Raw genomic sequence first — 17,510 nt, forward strand, 5'->3', positions numbered from 1 at the left:
CGCAACCTATGTTTTGTGTGAGGTGCGAAGCACCTCACACAAAACATAAGTGGTGGACTTCCGCCTCAGCGTACTGGTTTCGTGACGCACAATTGAGTTAGCCAGGAGCTGAGATTACGCGATCGCGTCCTTGTTGTTTTGCTTGATAAAGTGCTTGATCTGCAACGGTGATCAATCGAGGAGGTGACGATTTTTCATGGGGTGTGACAGTCGCAATACCCAGACTCAGGCTGACTACCCCAATAGAAGATTGTTGGTGCTTAAGCTGGAGTGCTTTCACCGCAGTACGAATGCGTTCAGCCACCTTAAATGCTCCCTCAGCTGTCGTATTCGACAGAATAATGGCGAACTCTTCTCCCCCATACCGCGCAACGAAATCGTCTTCCCGATTAGCGGTGTGCTTGATCGCTGCGGCAACCTGCTGCAAGCACTCATCCCCAGCAGGGTGGCCATAGGTATCGTTGTAAAGTTTGAAGAAGTCGATGTCACATAAAATGAGAGATAACGGTGACCCGATCAGACTCATGCGCTGCCAGACTTGATCCAGGTGATGATCAAAGTGGCGACGGTTGGCCACCTGGGTTAACCCATCCACCATTGCCAATCGTTGGACCTGTTGATATAACTCCGATTGTTGAATGGCGATCGCTACCTGGGTTGCCAATTGATTGAGCAAGCTAATCTCCAGCTCTTTCCAGTGGCGGGGACCACTGCACTGGTGAGCGATCAGCAGACCCCACAGGTTATCGCCTTGCAGAATGGGAACCACCAGATTGGCACGAACCCCATGTTCGGCCAATAAGTTGATATGACACTCATGTAGACCCGCGTTGTAAATGTCTTCAATGGCTCGTACGCGTCCCTGTTGATACTGTGGCACATAAGCATTTCGAAAACAGGGTTCATCAATCACTGTTCTCAAAATCCTGGGATAACCTTCTGCCACAGATTCCATTGTGACTACACCGCTCCAATCAGGTTTGAACCGAAAGACGATCACCCGATCTGTTTGTAAAAAATGCCGTACCTCATGCACAGTTGTATTCAAGATTTCATCCAGATCCAGCGACTGGCGAATGCGCTGAGCGATCGCAGTGACTAATCTTTCTCGTTCTGCCTGCTGTTGCAGCAACGTTTCTGTCCGTTGGCGTTCAACCGCGTGGGAAATACTCCGGGCGATCGCTCCTAACTGCGCGATGATAGCCTGTGGTAGGGGTTGACGCAGAAATAGGGATAGTACACCAGTGGTTTCGTGATCGAGCACTAACGGATACCCCGTGAAGGCAACCAATTGCTCTTGTATTGCTGTGGGGCGATCGGATAGCGGCAGATGCTCCAGCAAACGATTGGTCTGGAAGGGTTGCCCCTGTTCCGCAATCCAGTCTGCTTTAAACAAACGAATCGAATCCAGAGCTGGTGTTCCATCACTGGCTTGTAGTTCCAACACATCTGTTGTAGGATGGCGCATCCAAAATCCAACAAATGCTGCATTCAAATGGTGAGTGAGCGTCGTTGCACAGGCTTGTAGTAACGTGAATATTGGCTCATTGCGATTTAGGATTTCTCCAATTTCCATGACCAATTGAGCTAACTGCATTTGCTCCGTTAGCGCTTCACGATATTGGTAAGAGATTGCCATTGCAGGTTGTGTGGCTGCTATTGCTGACTGTGGCAACAGTTCCTGTCGTTGTTGCTGGTCCAGTAGATGTCGTCGCAGTTCCAATTGGGTCATGACTTGCTCTGCTAACACTCTGAGCGATTCCTGCTGCTCCGATGTCAAAATCCGTGGTGTAGAGTCTGCAACGCATAATGCCCCCAATATGAAACCCTCTGCATTCACTAAGGGGGCACCCGCATAAAACCGCAGATGAGGTTTCTTTGTTACCACCGGGTAGTGCTTGAATCGTGGATCTACTTGTGTATCGGGTACAAGCAGCAGATCACGCTTCAGAATGGTATGGGCACAAAAAGCATCAGTACGAGCCGTTTCCGTGAGTTCTAAACCTTGAATAGATTTGAACCATTGGCGTTGTTCATCCACGAGGCTAATCCAGGCCATGGGGGTCTGGCATATCTGTGCAGCCAGGTGGGTCAGTTGGTTAAACGTGGCTTCCGGTGGTGTATCCAGTACCTGATATCTAGATAGAACAGCCAATCGCTGAGCTTCATTAGGGGGAATGGGAAAAGTTGCTGTCACGGGTTGAGTGGGTCGGGGTAACTCCATCTGGGATGGTGCTGCTTTCTTATAAAGCAGCTGCGTTGCCCCATCCGTTGTCAACGGTTTGCTGAATAAATAACCCTGCACGACATCACAGTGATTTTGCCGTAAAAATTCTAGTTGTTCTACCGTCTCAACGCCTTCAGCAATGAGTTTCAGGTGCAGCCCATGTCCAAGGGCAATGACCGATGAAATGATTGCTCGATTACTGGTGTGTTTGTTTAAATTCTGAATGAAGGACTGATCAATCTTAAGTGTATTAACTGGTAGATGCATCAACGCACTGAGCGATGAATATCCTGTACCAAAATCATCCATGGCAATGTGAATGCCCAATCGCTGCAAGTCCCGCAAAATTGCCACTGCAAGCTCTACATCTTGCATGATCAAACTTTCAGTGATTTCTAATTCAAGATAGTGCGGCTCCAACCCAGTTTCTTGTAGAGTTCTGGCGATTGTTTGCACTAAATTGGGTTGCTGGAATTGACGTACTGATAGATTGACCGAAATGCGTAAGGGGGGAAGCCCCGCCTCTTGCCATTGACGATTTTGTGTACAAGCAGTGCGTAAAACCCATTCGCCAATGTCACAAATTAAGCCCGTTTCTTCAGCAAATGGGATAAACTGCGTTGGCGGAATCATTCCCATTTCAGGATGTTGCCACCGGAGTAGTGCTTCCATTCCCACGACTTTTCCGGCTTTCAAGTCAATTTGGGGTTGGTAATGCAACAACAATTCCTGCCGACCCAGGGCTTTATAAAGATGATTGCCTAGCAATAAGCCTTCGAGCGATCGCCGATTCATCGTCGGTGTATAGAGCAGATAACTGTTTTTGCCCTGCTGTTTAGTTCGATGGAGCGTCATGTCGGCACATTTGAGTAATGTTCCAACATCCTCCCCATCATAGGGAGCCAGGGCAATGCCAATACTGGCGGTAATGTGCAACTCGTGGGTATCGATTTGAAAGGGAACTTTGAGTGTATCCAGAATTTGCTGTGCAACCTGAATGGCATCTTCTGCTGAACAGATCTGGGGTAACAATACCGTAAATTCATCGTCTCCCCAGCGGGCAAGGGTATGGCTATCGCGCAAACAATCCCGCAGCCGTTGCGTTACGGCTTGTAGGAGGCGATCGCCTGTAATGTGACCCAGCGTGTCATTGATTGTCTTAAACCGATCTAAATCCAGCATCATCACCGCTAACATGTTGCCCTGATGATGAATGTTGACCAGTGCCAGAGACAGTAATTCGTCAAATAGCAATCGGTTAGGTAATCCGGTTAGCAAATCGTGGGAAGCATGGTGATGCAGTAGGTCTGCCACCCGCTGTTGCAAAACCGTAATATATAGATGCAACCCGTAGGATTGTGCCAGCTTAATTTGGGCGGGTGTCCACAGGTCTACTTGTCCCGATTTAATTTCACGCCATGCCTCAAACGACTGACGCGGTAGGACATTGCGCTCGTCGGGGTTGGAACGTCCTGCCCATAACCGCTCTGTTTCAATCTCAGCCCGAAACAGGGTAAGACAGCCAACATACTGTTGATACTGAAGTGGGATGATCAGCAGCGAGCGGATTGATGTGGGTTCACAGGCATCAACCAGAGCTTGCAGACGAGCATCCTTCTGTAAATCTTGAAGTTGATAGGTGTATGTTGCTCCGGTATAGCTAACTTCTGATGTCCTTCCGTGAAGGGAGGCTGCACTCGTGACTTCGGTTGTGTGGCTTACTTCGGTGACTTGACGATGGCTGGTTGCCAATACGCCCTGCCAGTCGATTAAGGCTTGCCAGAACGGCGAAGTTTCCAGGTACGCCTGGGTAGGCTGCTCTCCCCATGTGTACAGTTGCATCGCTTGACCTGTTGGGCTGGCCGTGATGTACAGCCTGCCACCAATAGCAGATAGGGTGTGGCTGATTTGCTCTAAGGCAGTTTGCCACATGCCTGTCTTATCTTGAGGTCCGTTGAGTAGTTGATTGAGTTGATTTAGAGCTGCTTCATGTAGGGCCTGTTGCTGTGCCTGTTGCATCAGATCTGCCTGAGCGATCGCAATAGGCAGCTGATCTACCAATAACTGCACAGTCTGTAATTGCGATTCTTTAAAGGATTGTGGCTCGCTGTGATGAGCGACCAGCAATCCCCAGAGTTGATTCTGGTAGAGAATCGGTAACGAAATGGAAGAGGCCACTCCCATCGCAGTCAAATACTGCAAGTGGCAGGGATCGACGGCTAAGTAACGAACATCCCCCTGTACGGGTTGGTCGAGCGATCGTACAGATTTAAACTGGTTCAGGGTTTTACGCTGGGAAGCAACATCCACAATTACCCGTTGCTTCGCCTTAACAAACAACTCTCTCGCTTGTGGCGGAATGTCTTCTGCAGGGAAATGTAACCCTAACAGCGAGGGGAGTCGGTTGTGCTGGATCGCTTCTGCAACAACAGCACCGCTACCATCTGTATCAAATTGATAAACCTTAACGCGATCAACTTCTAAAAGAGCCTGAACCTCTGTAACAGTTGTTTCTAAAACATCTTGCAGGTTAAGAAACTGACCGATACGGATGCTGATTTGATTCAGTAAATACTCTTTACCAGTCGGTTGCCCCTTCATGTTTGGGTTAGTCATATCGCGATCGCCCACAAAAAACACTTTTGGTGGAATGCTTGAGGCTCTATACCCAGTTCAGTTTGCGTAAACAAACTGTCTAAAACAGCTATAGCTTCCCCTTTCAGTATTCACAACACGTGTTTTCCCTGAACATGTAAATACAGAAGTTTACATTTCTCGAAGTAGGCGGCACAGCCCTTTGAGGTTTATGGGCTACACCAGTGTTTGGTAAAGGGCTGATAGCAAGTCTTGCGTTGTGAACGGCTTTTGCAAAAACTGTTCAATGTGTAGTTCAACTAATTGATCAGAGGTATACAATCCACTAGTTGCAATAACTTTGAACTGCGCATCCATTACTTTTAAGGTGCGAATGGTATCCTCACCATCCATAGACGGCATCATCATATCAATTAGAGCAACCTGAATTTCATGCTGATGTCGAACATAGAGAGAAATAGCTTCTAAGCCATTACTTGCTGTCAGTACACGATATCCACTGTCTTCTAAGGTTGTTTTGGTGATCTCTCGAATTGCCTCTTCATCATCAACCACCAGTACAAGTTGACCAGACCCAAGCAGCAGATTTGTGTCTGGTGTTTTTAGGTGCTCGCCCTCCATTAAGGCAGGCAAATAGACCTTGAACTCTGTACCTACACCGGCTCGGCTGGAAACCAGCACAAATCCATTATGGCTCTTGGTAATACTCATGACTGTCGAAAGCCCTAGCCCCGTGCCCTTGCCCATTTCTTTTGTTGTAAAGAACGGGTCAAAAATACGATCAATGACATCCTCCGGAATGCCCATTCCCGTATCTGACACGGTGATCTCGACATAAGGCCCAACTTTGGCATCGATATGCAACTGAGTATCCCGTTCTTCAAGCTCTACATTTTGAGCGCTGATTTGTAAAGTACCTCCCCCCGGCATGGCATCACGAGCATTCACACAAAGATTCATGAGAATCTGGTGCAACTGGGTCGCATCTCCATAGATAAGACCAATATCCCGTGAAAGGTTCGTGGAGAAATTAATGGATTTGGGAAAGGTTTCTTCAGCGATTTCTCGAATTTCCCAGATGAGGTGCTTCACTTCTAACAGCGATCGCTCTCCTTCAATGCCACGGGCGAAGGATAATACCTGCTTCACCAGGTTGCCTCCACGTCGGGCGCTGTTTTCAACGATATCCAACCACTGTCGGCTTTTCAAATCATTGGGGTCACGCAGCTGCATTTCTAGTAGTGGTACAGACATCAGAATGGGCGATAGCACATTATTGAGATCATGGGCGATCCCTCCCGCTAGCGTACCAATGCTCTCCATCCGTTGAGCCCGGAGAAACTGGCGTTCTAGCTGTTTCTTTTGGGTAATGTCTGTATTAACCATCAAAATGGCATTTGCTTCTCCATCTGCGTCACGAACTAATGTCCAACGGCTTTCAACGATTACTTCCTGTTCTGCTTTTGTCCATTGATGTAATTCGCCCTGCCACATCCCCTGCCGCAGCACAGCCTGGTGAATCTCGTCTGTATGAATGGGTACTTCCCGGTATAGAAACTCAGTCGCTTTTTTACCGCAGACTTCTGAGGCTAGCCAGCCATAAAGCCGTTCTGCCCCTTTATTCCAAAAGATAATTTGATTATTGAGATCCCGGACCAGAATTGCATCAGTGGTGACATCCAGCAGGGCTGCCTGCTCTCGAACTTTTTGTTCAGCTCGCTTACGTTCAGCTAATTCAATCTGGGTTTGCTGGTAGAGTTCTGACTGGTGAATGGCGATCGCCACTTGCGTCGATAGCTGTTTTAACAGTTCAATTTCTAATGGCTGCCATTCTCGTGGTTGCTCACACTGATGAACAATCAGCAAGCCCCACAACGCTTCTCTGTAAAGAATGGGTACAACAAGCTTGGCTCGCACACCGAGATTTCGTAAGGTTTCTATCAAACAAGGAGCAAGGTCATCTTGTTCAATATCCGTAATGGCACGAACTTGTCCTTGCCGATAGAGTTCAAGCCACTTGGGTGGAAGAATGTCTTCTGACAGGACTTGATCTATCAGCGGCAAGTGCTCAGGGGCAACGGCCTCATTCGTAACACACCTCATCCCGACTGAGCTAACTCGATAGGTTAACACGCGGTCAGCCTGAAGCAACTGGCGAACCTCGGATACTGTTGTGTCTAGAATTTGGTGAAGATTGAGTGACTGACGAATGCGCTGAGCAATCGTGCTGACTAACCGCTCTCGTTCGGCCTGTTGCAGCAGGGCGGCTTCTGCCTGTTTGCGTTCTGTCACATCGACACCAATTCCCCAAGTGGCCCATCCCGGAATTGGAAACTGCTCAGAAATATTTGACCAGGCGATCGTTCGGATGCTTCCATCCTTACAGGTAATGTCCCATTCCCAGTTGCGATAGTTGTTCCCTTGTTCCACCCATTGAGCCATCATCTGTTCGCGATAAGCTGCGTCTGGATAGGCCAATTCCATCAACTTTGGATTTTTGATGACTTCATCAGCACTGTAACCTGTAACCCTCTCACATTCCCGGTTCCAAAAAACAATATTCCATTCATCATCCATTGCATCAAGCATGACCGGCATATTTTGCAGGATAAAGTGTAATCGCTCCTTACTCTCCCGCAATGACTCTTCAGCTTGCTTACGTGCCGTAATGTCATGGCGAATCGCGACAAACTGACAAGGCTTACCTTCAACATCAAAAGATGGAACAATCGTGGTGTCTACCCAATAGAAACTGCCGTCTTTCGCCCGGTTTTTAATCTCATCCCTCCACACCTCACCCTTGGAAATCGTGAACCACATCTGCTGAAAGAATTCTTTGGAATGATAACTGGAATTAATGAGACAGTGGCTCTGTCCAATCAATTCTTCCCGAGTATATTTCGAGATTTCACAGAATTTATCGTTAACGTAGGTAATAATTCCTTTTACATCAGTAACAGCTACAATTGCAGACTGATCTAGCGCAAACTTGACACCTGTTAAGTCTCGCAATGACTCTTTCAATGCTGATTCGATCTGTTTTCGTTGAATCAGATCCTGTTGTAATCTCTCCTGGGCTTGCTGACGTTCGATCGCAATTCCTGCGAGGCGACCTGCCATCCCAATCAATTCTTCTTCAAAAGCATTAGGGCTACGAGGTTCTCGATAGTACATGGCAAACGTACCGAGCACTTGACCCGTAGAAGAAAAAATAGGGGTAGACCAACAGGATCTCAATTCATAGGAAAGCGCCAAATCCCGGAACTGCTCCCAGCGGCTATCACTAGCAATATCTGAGGCAATCACCACTTCTCTTAAAAATGCGGCTCGACCACAGGTTCTACTGTTGGCCCCGATTTCTAAATCAGAGATACTTTGAAAATAGCCTTTTGGTAAATTAGGAGCCGTTCCGTGCCGTAAGTGGGTTCCTTGGGAGTTAAGCAATAAAATTGAGCCAATCATTCCAGCAGACTTACTCTCGATCGCCCCAATGAGCGTATTGAGCACATCCACGAGAGGAGCACCCGTTGCAATCATCTCTAGAATTCGATTTTGTTCCATTAGCAGAGATTCCACGCGCTGGCGCTCAGCCAAGTGACATCGTGACTCTAACAAATTGACCACCTGGCGGCTAAGAACTTGAAGGGTTGCTAATTGCTCAGCATTCAGCTGCCGAGGCACCCAGTCAATGACGCAAATTGTTCCTAGCCGGTAGTTGTCAGGAGTCACCAGAGGTATCCCAGCATAAAACCGGATATGTGGGGCACCTGTGACTAAGCAGTTACTCGAAAACCGTTCGTCTGCTGCCGCATCTTCTACAATGAAAGGCTTATCATCCAGAATTGCATGGGCGCAAAATGCTAAGTCTCGGCTTGTTTCTGAAACGGATAGTCCTATTTTGGACTTGAACCATTGCCGTTTCTGATCTACCAGACTAATCAGAGCAACTGGGGTAGCACAAATTTGTGCTGCTAGAGAGGCCAACTCATCAAATGCTTGTTCTACATCGGTATCAAGAATCTGGTACCGCTCCAATGCTTTCAATCGCAGAATCTCGTTATGAGGTAATAGGACAGGCATGATGAAATTCTCTGGCAGAGTGAATCCTTGTAGCGGCCTGATGCAGCACAATAGCAGGTGTATAACCAGCCGCAGAGGGTTAAAAGATGCAATGATTAATTTCTACTACCTTCGCTGTCGTTAGCTCCACTAGAAGGACCCTGTGGAGGATTGGTTCTCTAGTCTGCTTTTCTAGATCGCCTGAAGCTGTCTCAAGTTGGTAGCTTTACCTTTCACCCATCTATACCTTCAACATACCCCTTGGATGATTGCTGCATCACGTTCTAGTGGTATATGTCATTGATCGTAATAACTCAGCTGTATCACCCTTGCTGATTACTCCGTTGTTTCAAGCCCTTAACGGATCATGAGGGTAGTTTTATACGAGAGAGAAAATTGTTACGCACAGGCGACAGAAAATTGAATCTGTGAATCCACGGAAATTAATGAAAGAGTTTAGTCGTTGTGGCGGTACAGCAACGAATCGGAACAGACCGTGTGCATGGATGCTGTGGCGTGAGGAAAATCTGGAGCATGTCAGGACGGCTGCCTATATCCTTGTGTGAAGGAACGCGATCGCAATTCATACGTTGTCCATAATCTATTATGGATTAATTTTAGAGGGAAGGATGTGAGGATCTTGTGTGGCGGAAGTTTAATGCAGATCCTTGTTTAGCTAGCTGTTCGGCTTCCAACGGTATCCCCTTCTATTATTCTATACGCGGAGTAATAGGCTCAACTCAATTAAACACAAAACTCAAAATACTGTGCTGTCCGCTTCAGAGCAGCACCATAAGTAGCTCAGCCGAATTAAACTAAGATCCAAAAGGTTGGGTCAACCGCTTCATGACGGTATAACCTTTCGGTCTCCTATTTAATTGCAACCCCCTACTTATTTTGAGTTTTGTATTTAAGGTTATGGATTCACGGACCAACTGCAAAAGGTTAATTTCCCATGCATTAAAAGTATGGGAAATTAACCTTTGAAGTGAATAATCCCTGAAGTGCTGAATACAGAGAGGATGGATGAAAGGATGGAGGATTATACCTCACAAGTTTCACTGGTATCTTTCTCTTGCTGCAAGTGTTCAATCCACTCCACTACGTTTGCTTTCGTTAAATTTCCTCTTGGTTGTAGTCGCGCATCTTCGTAATTCCATTGCTCCACATCTGTTCGATATTGGAGGGGAGCAAGCAATGGACCCTGACAAAGTTTCTCGGATGTTCCGTTGTGGCTGCTTTCCTCTGCAATTTTCTGGCTTAGCTGTTGCATCACCCATGCTGGAATACGTGATCGCTCTCCTGGGTAGATAAACCCAAACAATACAAGATGGCTAAACAGAACTCGCCAGTGATCGCCAAACTGAGTGACTAATCTTGACCAGTCTATGCGATCGCCACAGGCCAGAATTAGATGAGCAATATCCGCTCCATCAAAGCGATCGCGTGCCATGACATACGCCTTTGACCAAATTATTTCTTCTGGCGCACAAATTTTTGCTGGAATGCCAAACACCTCATCGGAAACGGCATGCTCAAACCAGGCATCACTAACAGGAAGGCAACCGTGGGCAGAGTTAGAAATAATATCAACAAAATTTTCACCACAATAAGCTTTTGCTAGCCAATGTGATACAGCAATATCTGTCTGGTAACCTGCCTGAGCAAAGACATCTAGAATAGATTGCACATCACTGGGACGGGCAAAAATGTCTAAATCTTTTGTATGCCGGGAAATTCCTGTATAACACTCAAAAGCATAAGCACCACCAATGAGAAATGGCATCTGTGCTTGATTCAAAATATTCAGAGCTTGACAATAAAACTCACGAGTTTCCGGGGCGAGTTTGGGTTGAGAAAATACCATACTTAGTTTTTTGACGACTACTCTAACGATTTACTAGAACTTCAATAACTCTCTATGGTGGGCAATCGCTATCTATAATTCATCGGCCTAAAGAACGAATTTTAGCAATTTATCAAAAACTTTTAATGAATGGCTTGAGAATGAAGAACTTGTACCATCAATTGCTGTACAAACCATGGCCAAAATGTACCCAACGAGGCAGGGAAGCCATCTATTGGCGGCCCATGATGTTGATAGAGAAGATCAGGGAGAGGCAATATGTCAACTACGAAAGATGTCGTTCGTATTGCGGCCGTTGGCGACATTCATTGCACTACTACCTCACAGGGAGTATTACAGCCTCTATTTGCTAAAGCTAATGAGCAGGCCGACGTATTACTGCTCTGCGGTGATTTGACTGACTATGGACTAGCAGAAGAGGTACACGTCCTAATTAACGAATTAGCGACGACAACCATTCCAACTCTGGCCGTTTTGGGCAACCATGACTATGAATCGGGTCGGCCAGAAGAAGTACGGCAAATTTTGGCAGAAGCGGGAATCAAGCCGCTGGATGGGGAGGCATGTGAGGTTGCTGGAATCGGCTTTGCTGGCGTGAAAGGCTTTGCTGGAGGGTTTGGTTCCCGAATGCTACAACCTTGGGGTGAAGAACTTGTTAAACAATTTGTGCATGAAGCCGCAGAAGAAGCTCTCAAGCTTGAGTCTGCCTTAGCGAAGTTGGACACGGAGCAAAAGGTTGCGGTGTTGCACTATTCTCCCATTCAAGAGACGGTTGAGGGAGAACCCTGTGATATCGTGCCATTTTTAGGCTCTAGTCGTTTAGAAGATCCCTTAAATCGCTTTTCGGTTGCGGCTGCATTACATGGCCATGCTCACCATGGGTATATAGAGGGACGAACCAGCCAAAACATTCCAGTCTATAACGTTGCTATGCCATTGTTAAAGAAGCATTTTCCTGAGCAGCCTCCATTTCGCTTACTAGAAATTCCTTTACTCAAGACTCAGGAAAAAGTTGGTTAAAGCCAAGTTGAACATTTTGTCTGCGAAGGCATTATCAATATATTGAATTAATGTCTGCGTTGTTAGAGATCCTGGCATAAGGAGATTTCCAGTAATAAAATTACCTCCGTGATGTGGATGCTTGCCCGCTTAGTGGGCAAGCATCCACATCACGGGTAAATTCTTATGCAGAAATCTCCTAAGAAGTGCATTATTTTAGAAACTCAAATGAGTTGTGAACTTGAAGAATAGCGGCTTCTGCGGCCTGGTTTTGGACGTTATAAAAGCTACTCAAATATGCTGTTTCCCGATCGCTCACGGGGATGTAGGTTATAACTATATTTCTAAACGTTTCACCGCCATCTTGCCAAACACGTACGGCTTCTCTTTCGTTGACGACCACTGTTTCCATCCGGCGGGATACAGGGGTTTCTCCAAATTCTGAGGGCATCCTTTCCCCAGATTCACGACCGCGAAGTGACTCTTCCATGGGAAAGGGCTGAATACCAATATCGGTCTTGATCATGTAGGGCGGAGCGTATCCACCACCGGGGATGAGGGGTTGATTAAAAATGATGAGAAAATCGGTACTCTGTTGGGTAATCATCCAATGGTCGGGATACGTGATAGAGAAGCGCTGCGTGCTGACCTGAGCTTTTGTCGTTGTTAAAAGATTCGCAGGGGCGCTAACTTGAGTTGTTGGCCCCATAGGGAGTGATAGAGGACGGGGGATGAGAAGGGCGATCGCCACGATAATTTCTGGATACATCAGTCACTCTCGGAAGTAAAAGAACTGTATGAGTTGCTTATTGGCAGTCTTGAACGAAGTTAATTCTTTGTGCGCTAAGTGCACGAAAAATTAACTTCGTTCAACCCGTCTTTTAGGTCAACGACGTAATCTGAGGGGAAACATACTCAGAGACAGAACTATTGAGATTTAACCCTCCTCCATTCTGTATAAATCCTACTAGATCAGTCGAGTTTCCCGTAACCCGATAGATCCAGTACCTTGAACTGCACCACCCGCCTCAGGTACGTTGATGGATTGATTGGCTATTGCCGGATATCTCTCCTTTACCAGCTTGGCAGACAAAATTTTTTTCTAAACCTCAAATTTTTGTGGTAGGCATGGTAAGGCAGCACCAATTTGAGAAGAATAGAATGATTGCCATATAAAGCTCTCAGGCATCTCGCAAGCATTCATTTTGTATCTATTTTCTATACCTGTTCTGTTATTTAGTATTCCTACTTCTTCTCTTATTTTCCCGGATGGCTGATAACATTTTTCTGGAGCCAGGGTGATAAAAGAGAAATAAATCTCAAGCTATGGAGTAGTTGCTTCACGGACTGCCCATCCAATTTCAGGGCGCAAGAAAAGAGTAGTTCGATCTTGTTTGACACCGGCAAATCCACCAAGGAACTCCATTTTGTAAGAAGATGTTAAGTACCACCAACGGGAGCATTGCCAGAGAAAGGGAGCTTTTGCCAAACTACCTGGAAACTCGTTGGTTGTTATTCCCAAAAAATATTCCTCAGGATCATCAAGGTATAAAAGCTTTTGTAGTCTTTCTCCACCTTCAGTTAGCCAATAATTTCGTCGGCTAATCTTGCCGGTTTGTTGATCCTTCAAATACGGAAAGAAGGCGGTAATCCAGCCTGTTATACGAGCTCCTCCACTCATTCAAGTCCTCTTATATATTACTTGCCAAAAATTTTGATCTGGATTACCTTGTGCGGCTCTAATAAATTGTTCCAAAATTGGAATCAGTGGGTCAACCCACCAGTGCAGGTTAAACTGAGCGAGTTTTTCTGTTCGTTGCCGTAACTCTTGCCAGTCTGCAACAGTACCTTCAAGTTTTATTTTAGGAATTCCACAGCTCGTATCCAACTCATAGTCGAAATAGGACTGTACTGCATCCAATAAAACAATTTCTGATACTGCTCTCTCAACTAAACCAGTTGTTGAAAAAGTGGGAATGAGTAATTCATGAGTTTCGTCTCCAATGTGTTGTCGAATTGCTTCTGAAAATTCTTTAAAGACTTCGCTCCAAGGATTTTTTGGCGATCCCTTGACGAAACCATTCTGCTGAATTTTGATCTTGACCTTGCCCTGATGTTTGACAAATTGGTGTCTGAGTTGTTCCGTGTTGTTATTGATGTGGTTTGCTAATCCCTGACTTATTAGCAGCCAAATCATATCCGGTGATAAGCACAAGGGACGATGATCACTAAAAGCTATATGAACTGCTTCAACAAATGGATGAAATAGAACATTGTCGACCAATTGGCCGTGATACTGGGAGCAAGATTCAATCGTTCGCTTCGGTAACTTAATGGAATTTGCTTGGTCGCCCCACCCCTGTGGCGTGGGCTTTCTAAGTAATGCTTCAACAGCTTCATAGTATGGAACTTCTGGCAGAGGTTTGTCAGCTTGTGCTACCCCTGAAACTTCAAACACTGTTGATGTCCCAGCCTGGCTATTCTCCATTGGCAACAATTCTTTACTCACTGAAGGCTCAGATTCTTCCGTCAAGTGTGCCCTTCCAGTTGCTTAGATATAGAACTTGTATAATTTAGCCAAATTCAATCTACAGCCGCAACTGGGTATCGCTAATTCGGTATACACGATGCGCAAAAGATTGAACGCAAGTATTTGAACTTACCAACTCGAATGAAACGATCAACACGCAGGACGATATTTTCTAGAGAATCTGCGATCTACTAAAGTTCAGTAGATTGCAAATGTGTTTTAGGACCCAGAGGAGAAGGGCGCAAAGTGCCCCTCTCCTCTGGGTCCTTCTACTGCTTAAATGCCAAGCATTTATCACAGATTGGCCTGCCACATTCAAGAACAGCAACACGGCCCCTTCTGTTGAAACCGCTGCAGGTGGTCGGGCTGAAGCCTTCAGTAGCTTGGATCAACCGGTCAAGATTAGCTATTTACCCAGGCATTGCATAAAGAGGATGATATTATTCTCTTTATGCAATGCCGTTTCTCTTGCTTTGGTATCGGTGTCAGTTTTTGTCACTGGGCTCCTCAAACAGGTTTCCTAAAATCTTTAATCCTTTTGATACACTGGCGAGTTCCTCGGATGTCAGCCCACCCATCAACTCAGAGATTTTGAGCCGGGTCATATTCCGCATTTGATCTAACTGTTTTTGTCCCGTACCTGTGAGCTTGAGCATCACCTGTCTCCGCTCCTGGGGATCTTCGGCCCGATCGACCAGCCCCCGCTTCACTAAGCGATCGGTCATGGCGGATGCAGTAGCTCGTGTCACGCCCAGGTGCTCGGCCACCTCCGATAACGAAGAAGCCGGATGGCGGCTGAGAAATCGTAGCAGTCGAAACTGGGGGACTGAGAGGGACGGCTCTCGTTGGCTACGCATTTCAGTGCGGATGAACTGCATGATGGGATGGATGGTTTCCATGAGTTCAGCTGCACAGTTCTCAGGAGTAATTGGACTGGGGGATGGGGAAGCCATAAACGCAGGACGACAGGTAAGCCAGAGGGATGGAAATTGACATTGAACCTAAAGAAGTATTCCACCTTTCTAAAAGTATGGCAAAGTATTAGTTAGCTTGGCTAACTATCTGCTTGGCAACTTAAGCAGAACATTATTGGCTGGTTCAGATTGAATAGGCTGGCAGTAGCTCCTATGAGGCGCTCTGCTCAGTGGAAAGTCTGCTTGTGCTCGTTCAGCCTGTTCTCAAAATCGTGAGATCGCTTCAAACGTGTTTGGAGAAGTCCAGGGCAGTAGCTATACAACCGGAACTGCCGTGATAAAGCTAGAAAATTTACTATGACTACACCATCCCGGTGCAATGGCACCCCAGAAATATCTCTTGCAACTACACCCACAATGTTGCAAACGTACGACTTAACCCGTACCTTTGATAAATTTACGGCTGTCAACGGTCTCAATCTCTCTGTTCAGGCAGGAGAAGTTTTTGGGTTATTAGGCCCTAATGGAGCGGGTAAAAGTACTGTCATTAAAATGCTTACAACCCTGCTGCCGCCCAGCGCTGGACGGGCCAGTATTGCTGGATTTGATATCGCTCGGCAGGCAAGCCAGGTGCGTCGCCTGATTGGGTATGTGCCACAGGCGCTTTCGGCGGATGGCACACTATCCGGCTACGAAAACCTACTCATCTTTGCAAAACTGTACGACCTTCCACGGCGATCGCGCGATGCCCGTATTCGAGAAGCTCTTCATTTTATGGGATTGCAGGATGTGGCGAGTCGGCTGGTCCGTACCTACTCAGGTGGGATGGTTCGTCGCCTGGAAATTGCTCAATCGTTTTTGCACCAACCACCCGTTTTATTTCTGGACGAACCAACGGTCGGGTTGGACCCACGGGCGCGGGAAGCGGTGTGGCAGCTGGTGGAGCAATTGCGCGTGAATTACGGGACAACGGTTTTCCTGACGACCCATTTCATGGAGGAAGCGGATAATTTGTGTCATCGAGTTGCCATCATGCATCAAGGCAACGTGATTACAGTGGATACGCCAGAACGGCTGAAAGCCTCACTTCATCAGCCTAATGCCACCCTGGATGATGTCTTTATTCACTACACAGGCGACCAACTAGAATTGGGAGGAAACTACCGTGACATTGCAAGAGTCCGACGCACAATTCAGCGGTTGGGATAGACCTACACCCGCGCAATTTAGAGGAGGGGTGGGGGCGATCGCCAACGTCATTCAGAAAACCCTCGTCGTCGCAGAACTGGAAGTTCGGAAACTGCGCCATGACCCAACAGATCTGTTGCTACGGGCCGTGCAGCCTGCCTTATGGCTATTAATTTTTGGTCAGGTGTTTACGCGAGTGCGAGCTATTCCGACTGGTAATCTCCGCTATCTGGATTTTCTAGCCCCTGGAATTTTGGCTCAGAGTGTACTCTTCGTCGCTATCTTCAGTGCGATGACGATTATCTGGGAACGGGATTTAGGAATTGTGCACAAGTTTTTAGCCAGTCCTGCTCCCCGAACTTCTCTGGTTCTAGGAAAAGCGCTTTCAGCCGGAATTCGTAGTCTGGTGCAGGTAATTATCGTTTATCTGATCACCTGGTTATTAGGCGTCAATTTAAACTTCAATCCTCTAGCACTGCTGGGTGTTGCGTTGGTCGTACTCATAGGTGCGGCCTGTTTTTCTCTGTTTTCGCTGATGGTGGCCTGTCTGGTTAAGACACGGGAACGGTTTATGGGTATTGGTCAATTAATGACGATGCCTCTCTTCTTTGCCAGCAATGCTATTTACCCGATCGCTCTCATGCCGCACTGGTTACAGGTGTTATCTCACTTTAATCCTCTCACCTATCAAGTTGATGCATTGCGAGGCATCATGGTCGTGGGCGGCACCAGCCTCTATAGCTTTCCGCTCAATATAGCTGTTTTGCTTTTCACGGCAACGGTTTTAACTCTTATTTGTGCTCGGTTGTATCCACGCCTTGCCATGTAAGCAGATCATTATCATCATCGTTGCCTGTGAGATGGCGTCACATTTTATGGACAACGATGACTGACAGAATGTCTCTCCTTGTAACGGAGACGAACTCCACTTCGCATCGAAACGGGATGTTTTCTGCTGGAACGCTCGCACAGTATGCATTTCAATAAAAAACATACTGCTACCTATAGGCGGATTCTATATAGAACCCATTTGACATCTTTACAATCTCAAATTAAGGTACTGAAATCCCTTGAACCAAGGTACCATGCCATATTCCAGCAGCCTCACTGATGAAGAATGGAACATCCTCG

General features: G+C 46.6%; 8 protein-coding genes and 1 pseudogene. 3 read left to right on the top strand and 6 right to left on the bottom strand.

Annotated features, from left to right (window positions below):
• Nucleotides 1-97: 97 nt before the first annotated feature.
• The 3 genes from H6F91_RS11160 to H6F91_RS11170 all read right to left on the bottom strand — a co-directional run bounded on the left by H6F91_RS11160 (nt 98) and on the right by H6F91_RS11170 (nt 10,748).
• Nucleotides 98-4,843, bottom strand: a complete 4,746-nt coding sequence (locus H6F91_RS11160; RefSeq protein WP_190789321.1) for a diguanylate cyclase — start codon at nt 4,841-4,843, stop codon at nt 98-100.
• Between the two features lie 195 nt (nt 4,844-5,038).
• Nucleotides 5,039-8,902: a GAF domain-containing protein gene (locus tag H6F91_RS11165; RefSeq protein WP_190770846.1), complete on the bottom strand. Its 3,864-nt coding sequence runs from the start codon at nt 8,900-8,902 to the stop codon at nt 5,039-5,041.
• A 1,021-nt stretch (nt 8,903-9,923) separates the two neighbouring features.
• The gene (locus H6F91_RS11170) at nt 9,924-10,748 is read right to left on the bottom strand and encodes a nucleotidyltransferase (RefSeq protein ID WP_190789322.1); all 825 of its coding nucleotides are present in this window, start codon (nt 10,746-10,748) and stop codon (nt 9,924-9,926) included.
• Between the two features lie 258 nt (nt 10,749-11,006).
• Between H6F91_RS11170 and H6F91_RS11175 the strand changes: the two genes are divergently transcribed.
• The gene (locus H6F91_RS11175) at nt 11,007-11,768 is read left to right on the top strand and encodes a metallophosphoesterase (RefSeq protein WP_190770848.1); all 762 of its coding nucleotides are present in this window, start codon (nt 11,007-11,009) and stop codon (nt 11,766-11,768) included.
• Between the two features lie 190 nt (nt 11,769-11,958).
• Here the strand turns inward: H6F91_RS11175 and H6F91_RS11180 are convergent, their stop codons facing one another.
• From H6F91_RS11180 to H6F91_RS11195, 3 genes and pseudogenes are all read right to left on the bottom strand, one after another.
• The gene (locus H6F91_RS11180; RefSeq protein ID WP_190770849.1) at nt 11,959-12,516 is read right to left on the bottom strand and encodes a PsbP-related protein; all 558 of its coding nucleotides are present in this window, start codon (nt 12,514-12,516) and stop codon (nt 11,959-11,961) included.
• A gap of 555 nt (nt 12,517-13,071) precedes the next feature.
• A pseudogene (locus tag H6F91_RS11190) lies at nt 13,072-14,235 on the bottom strand (DUF4419 domain-containing protein).
• 527 nt (nt 14,236-14,762) lie between these two features.
• Nucleotides 14,763-15,230 carry a MarR family transcriptional regulator gene (locus tag H6F91_RS11195; protein ID WP_190770852.1) on the bottom strand — a complete coding sequence of 156 codons (468 nt, stop codon included), beginning with the start codon at nt 15,228-15,230 and terminating at the stop codon, nt 14,763-14,765.
• Nucleotides 15,231-15,548: 318 nt separating this feature from the next.
• Between H6F91_RS11195 and H6F91_RS11200 the strand changes: the two genes are divergently transcribed.
• Complete coding sequence (locus H6F91_RS11200; protein ID WP_190770853.1) at nt 15,549-16,400, top strand: ATP-binding cassette domain-containing protein; 852 nt, start codon at nt 15,549-15,551, stop codon at nt 16,398-16,400.
• A gap of 28 nt (nt 16,401-16,428) precedes the next feature.
• Nucleotides 16,429-17,208 (top strand): ABC transporter permease, encoded by a 780-nt coding sequence (locus tag H6F91_RS11205; protein ID WP_347280030.1) that lies wholly within the window; start codon nt 16,429-16,431, stop codon nt 17,206-17,208.
• The last annotated feature ends 302 nt before the right edge of the window (nt 17,209-17,510 follow it).

Origin of the sequence: Leptolyngbya sp. FACHB-8, from assembly GCF_014695575.1 — a bacterium.
Classification (GTDB): Bacteria; Cyanobacteriota; Cyanobacteriia; order Elainellales; family Elainellaceae; genus Vacuolonema.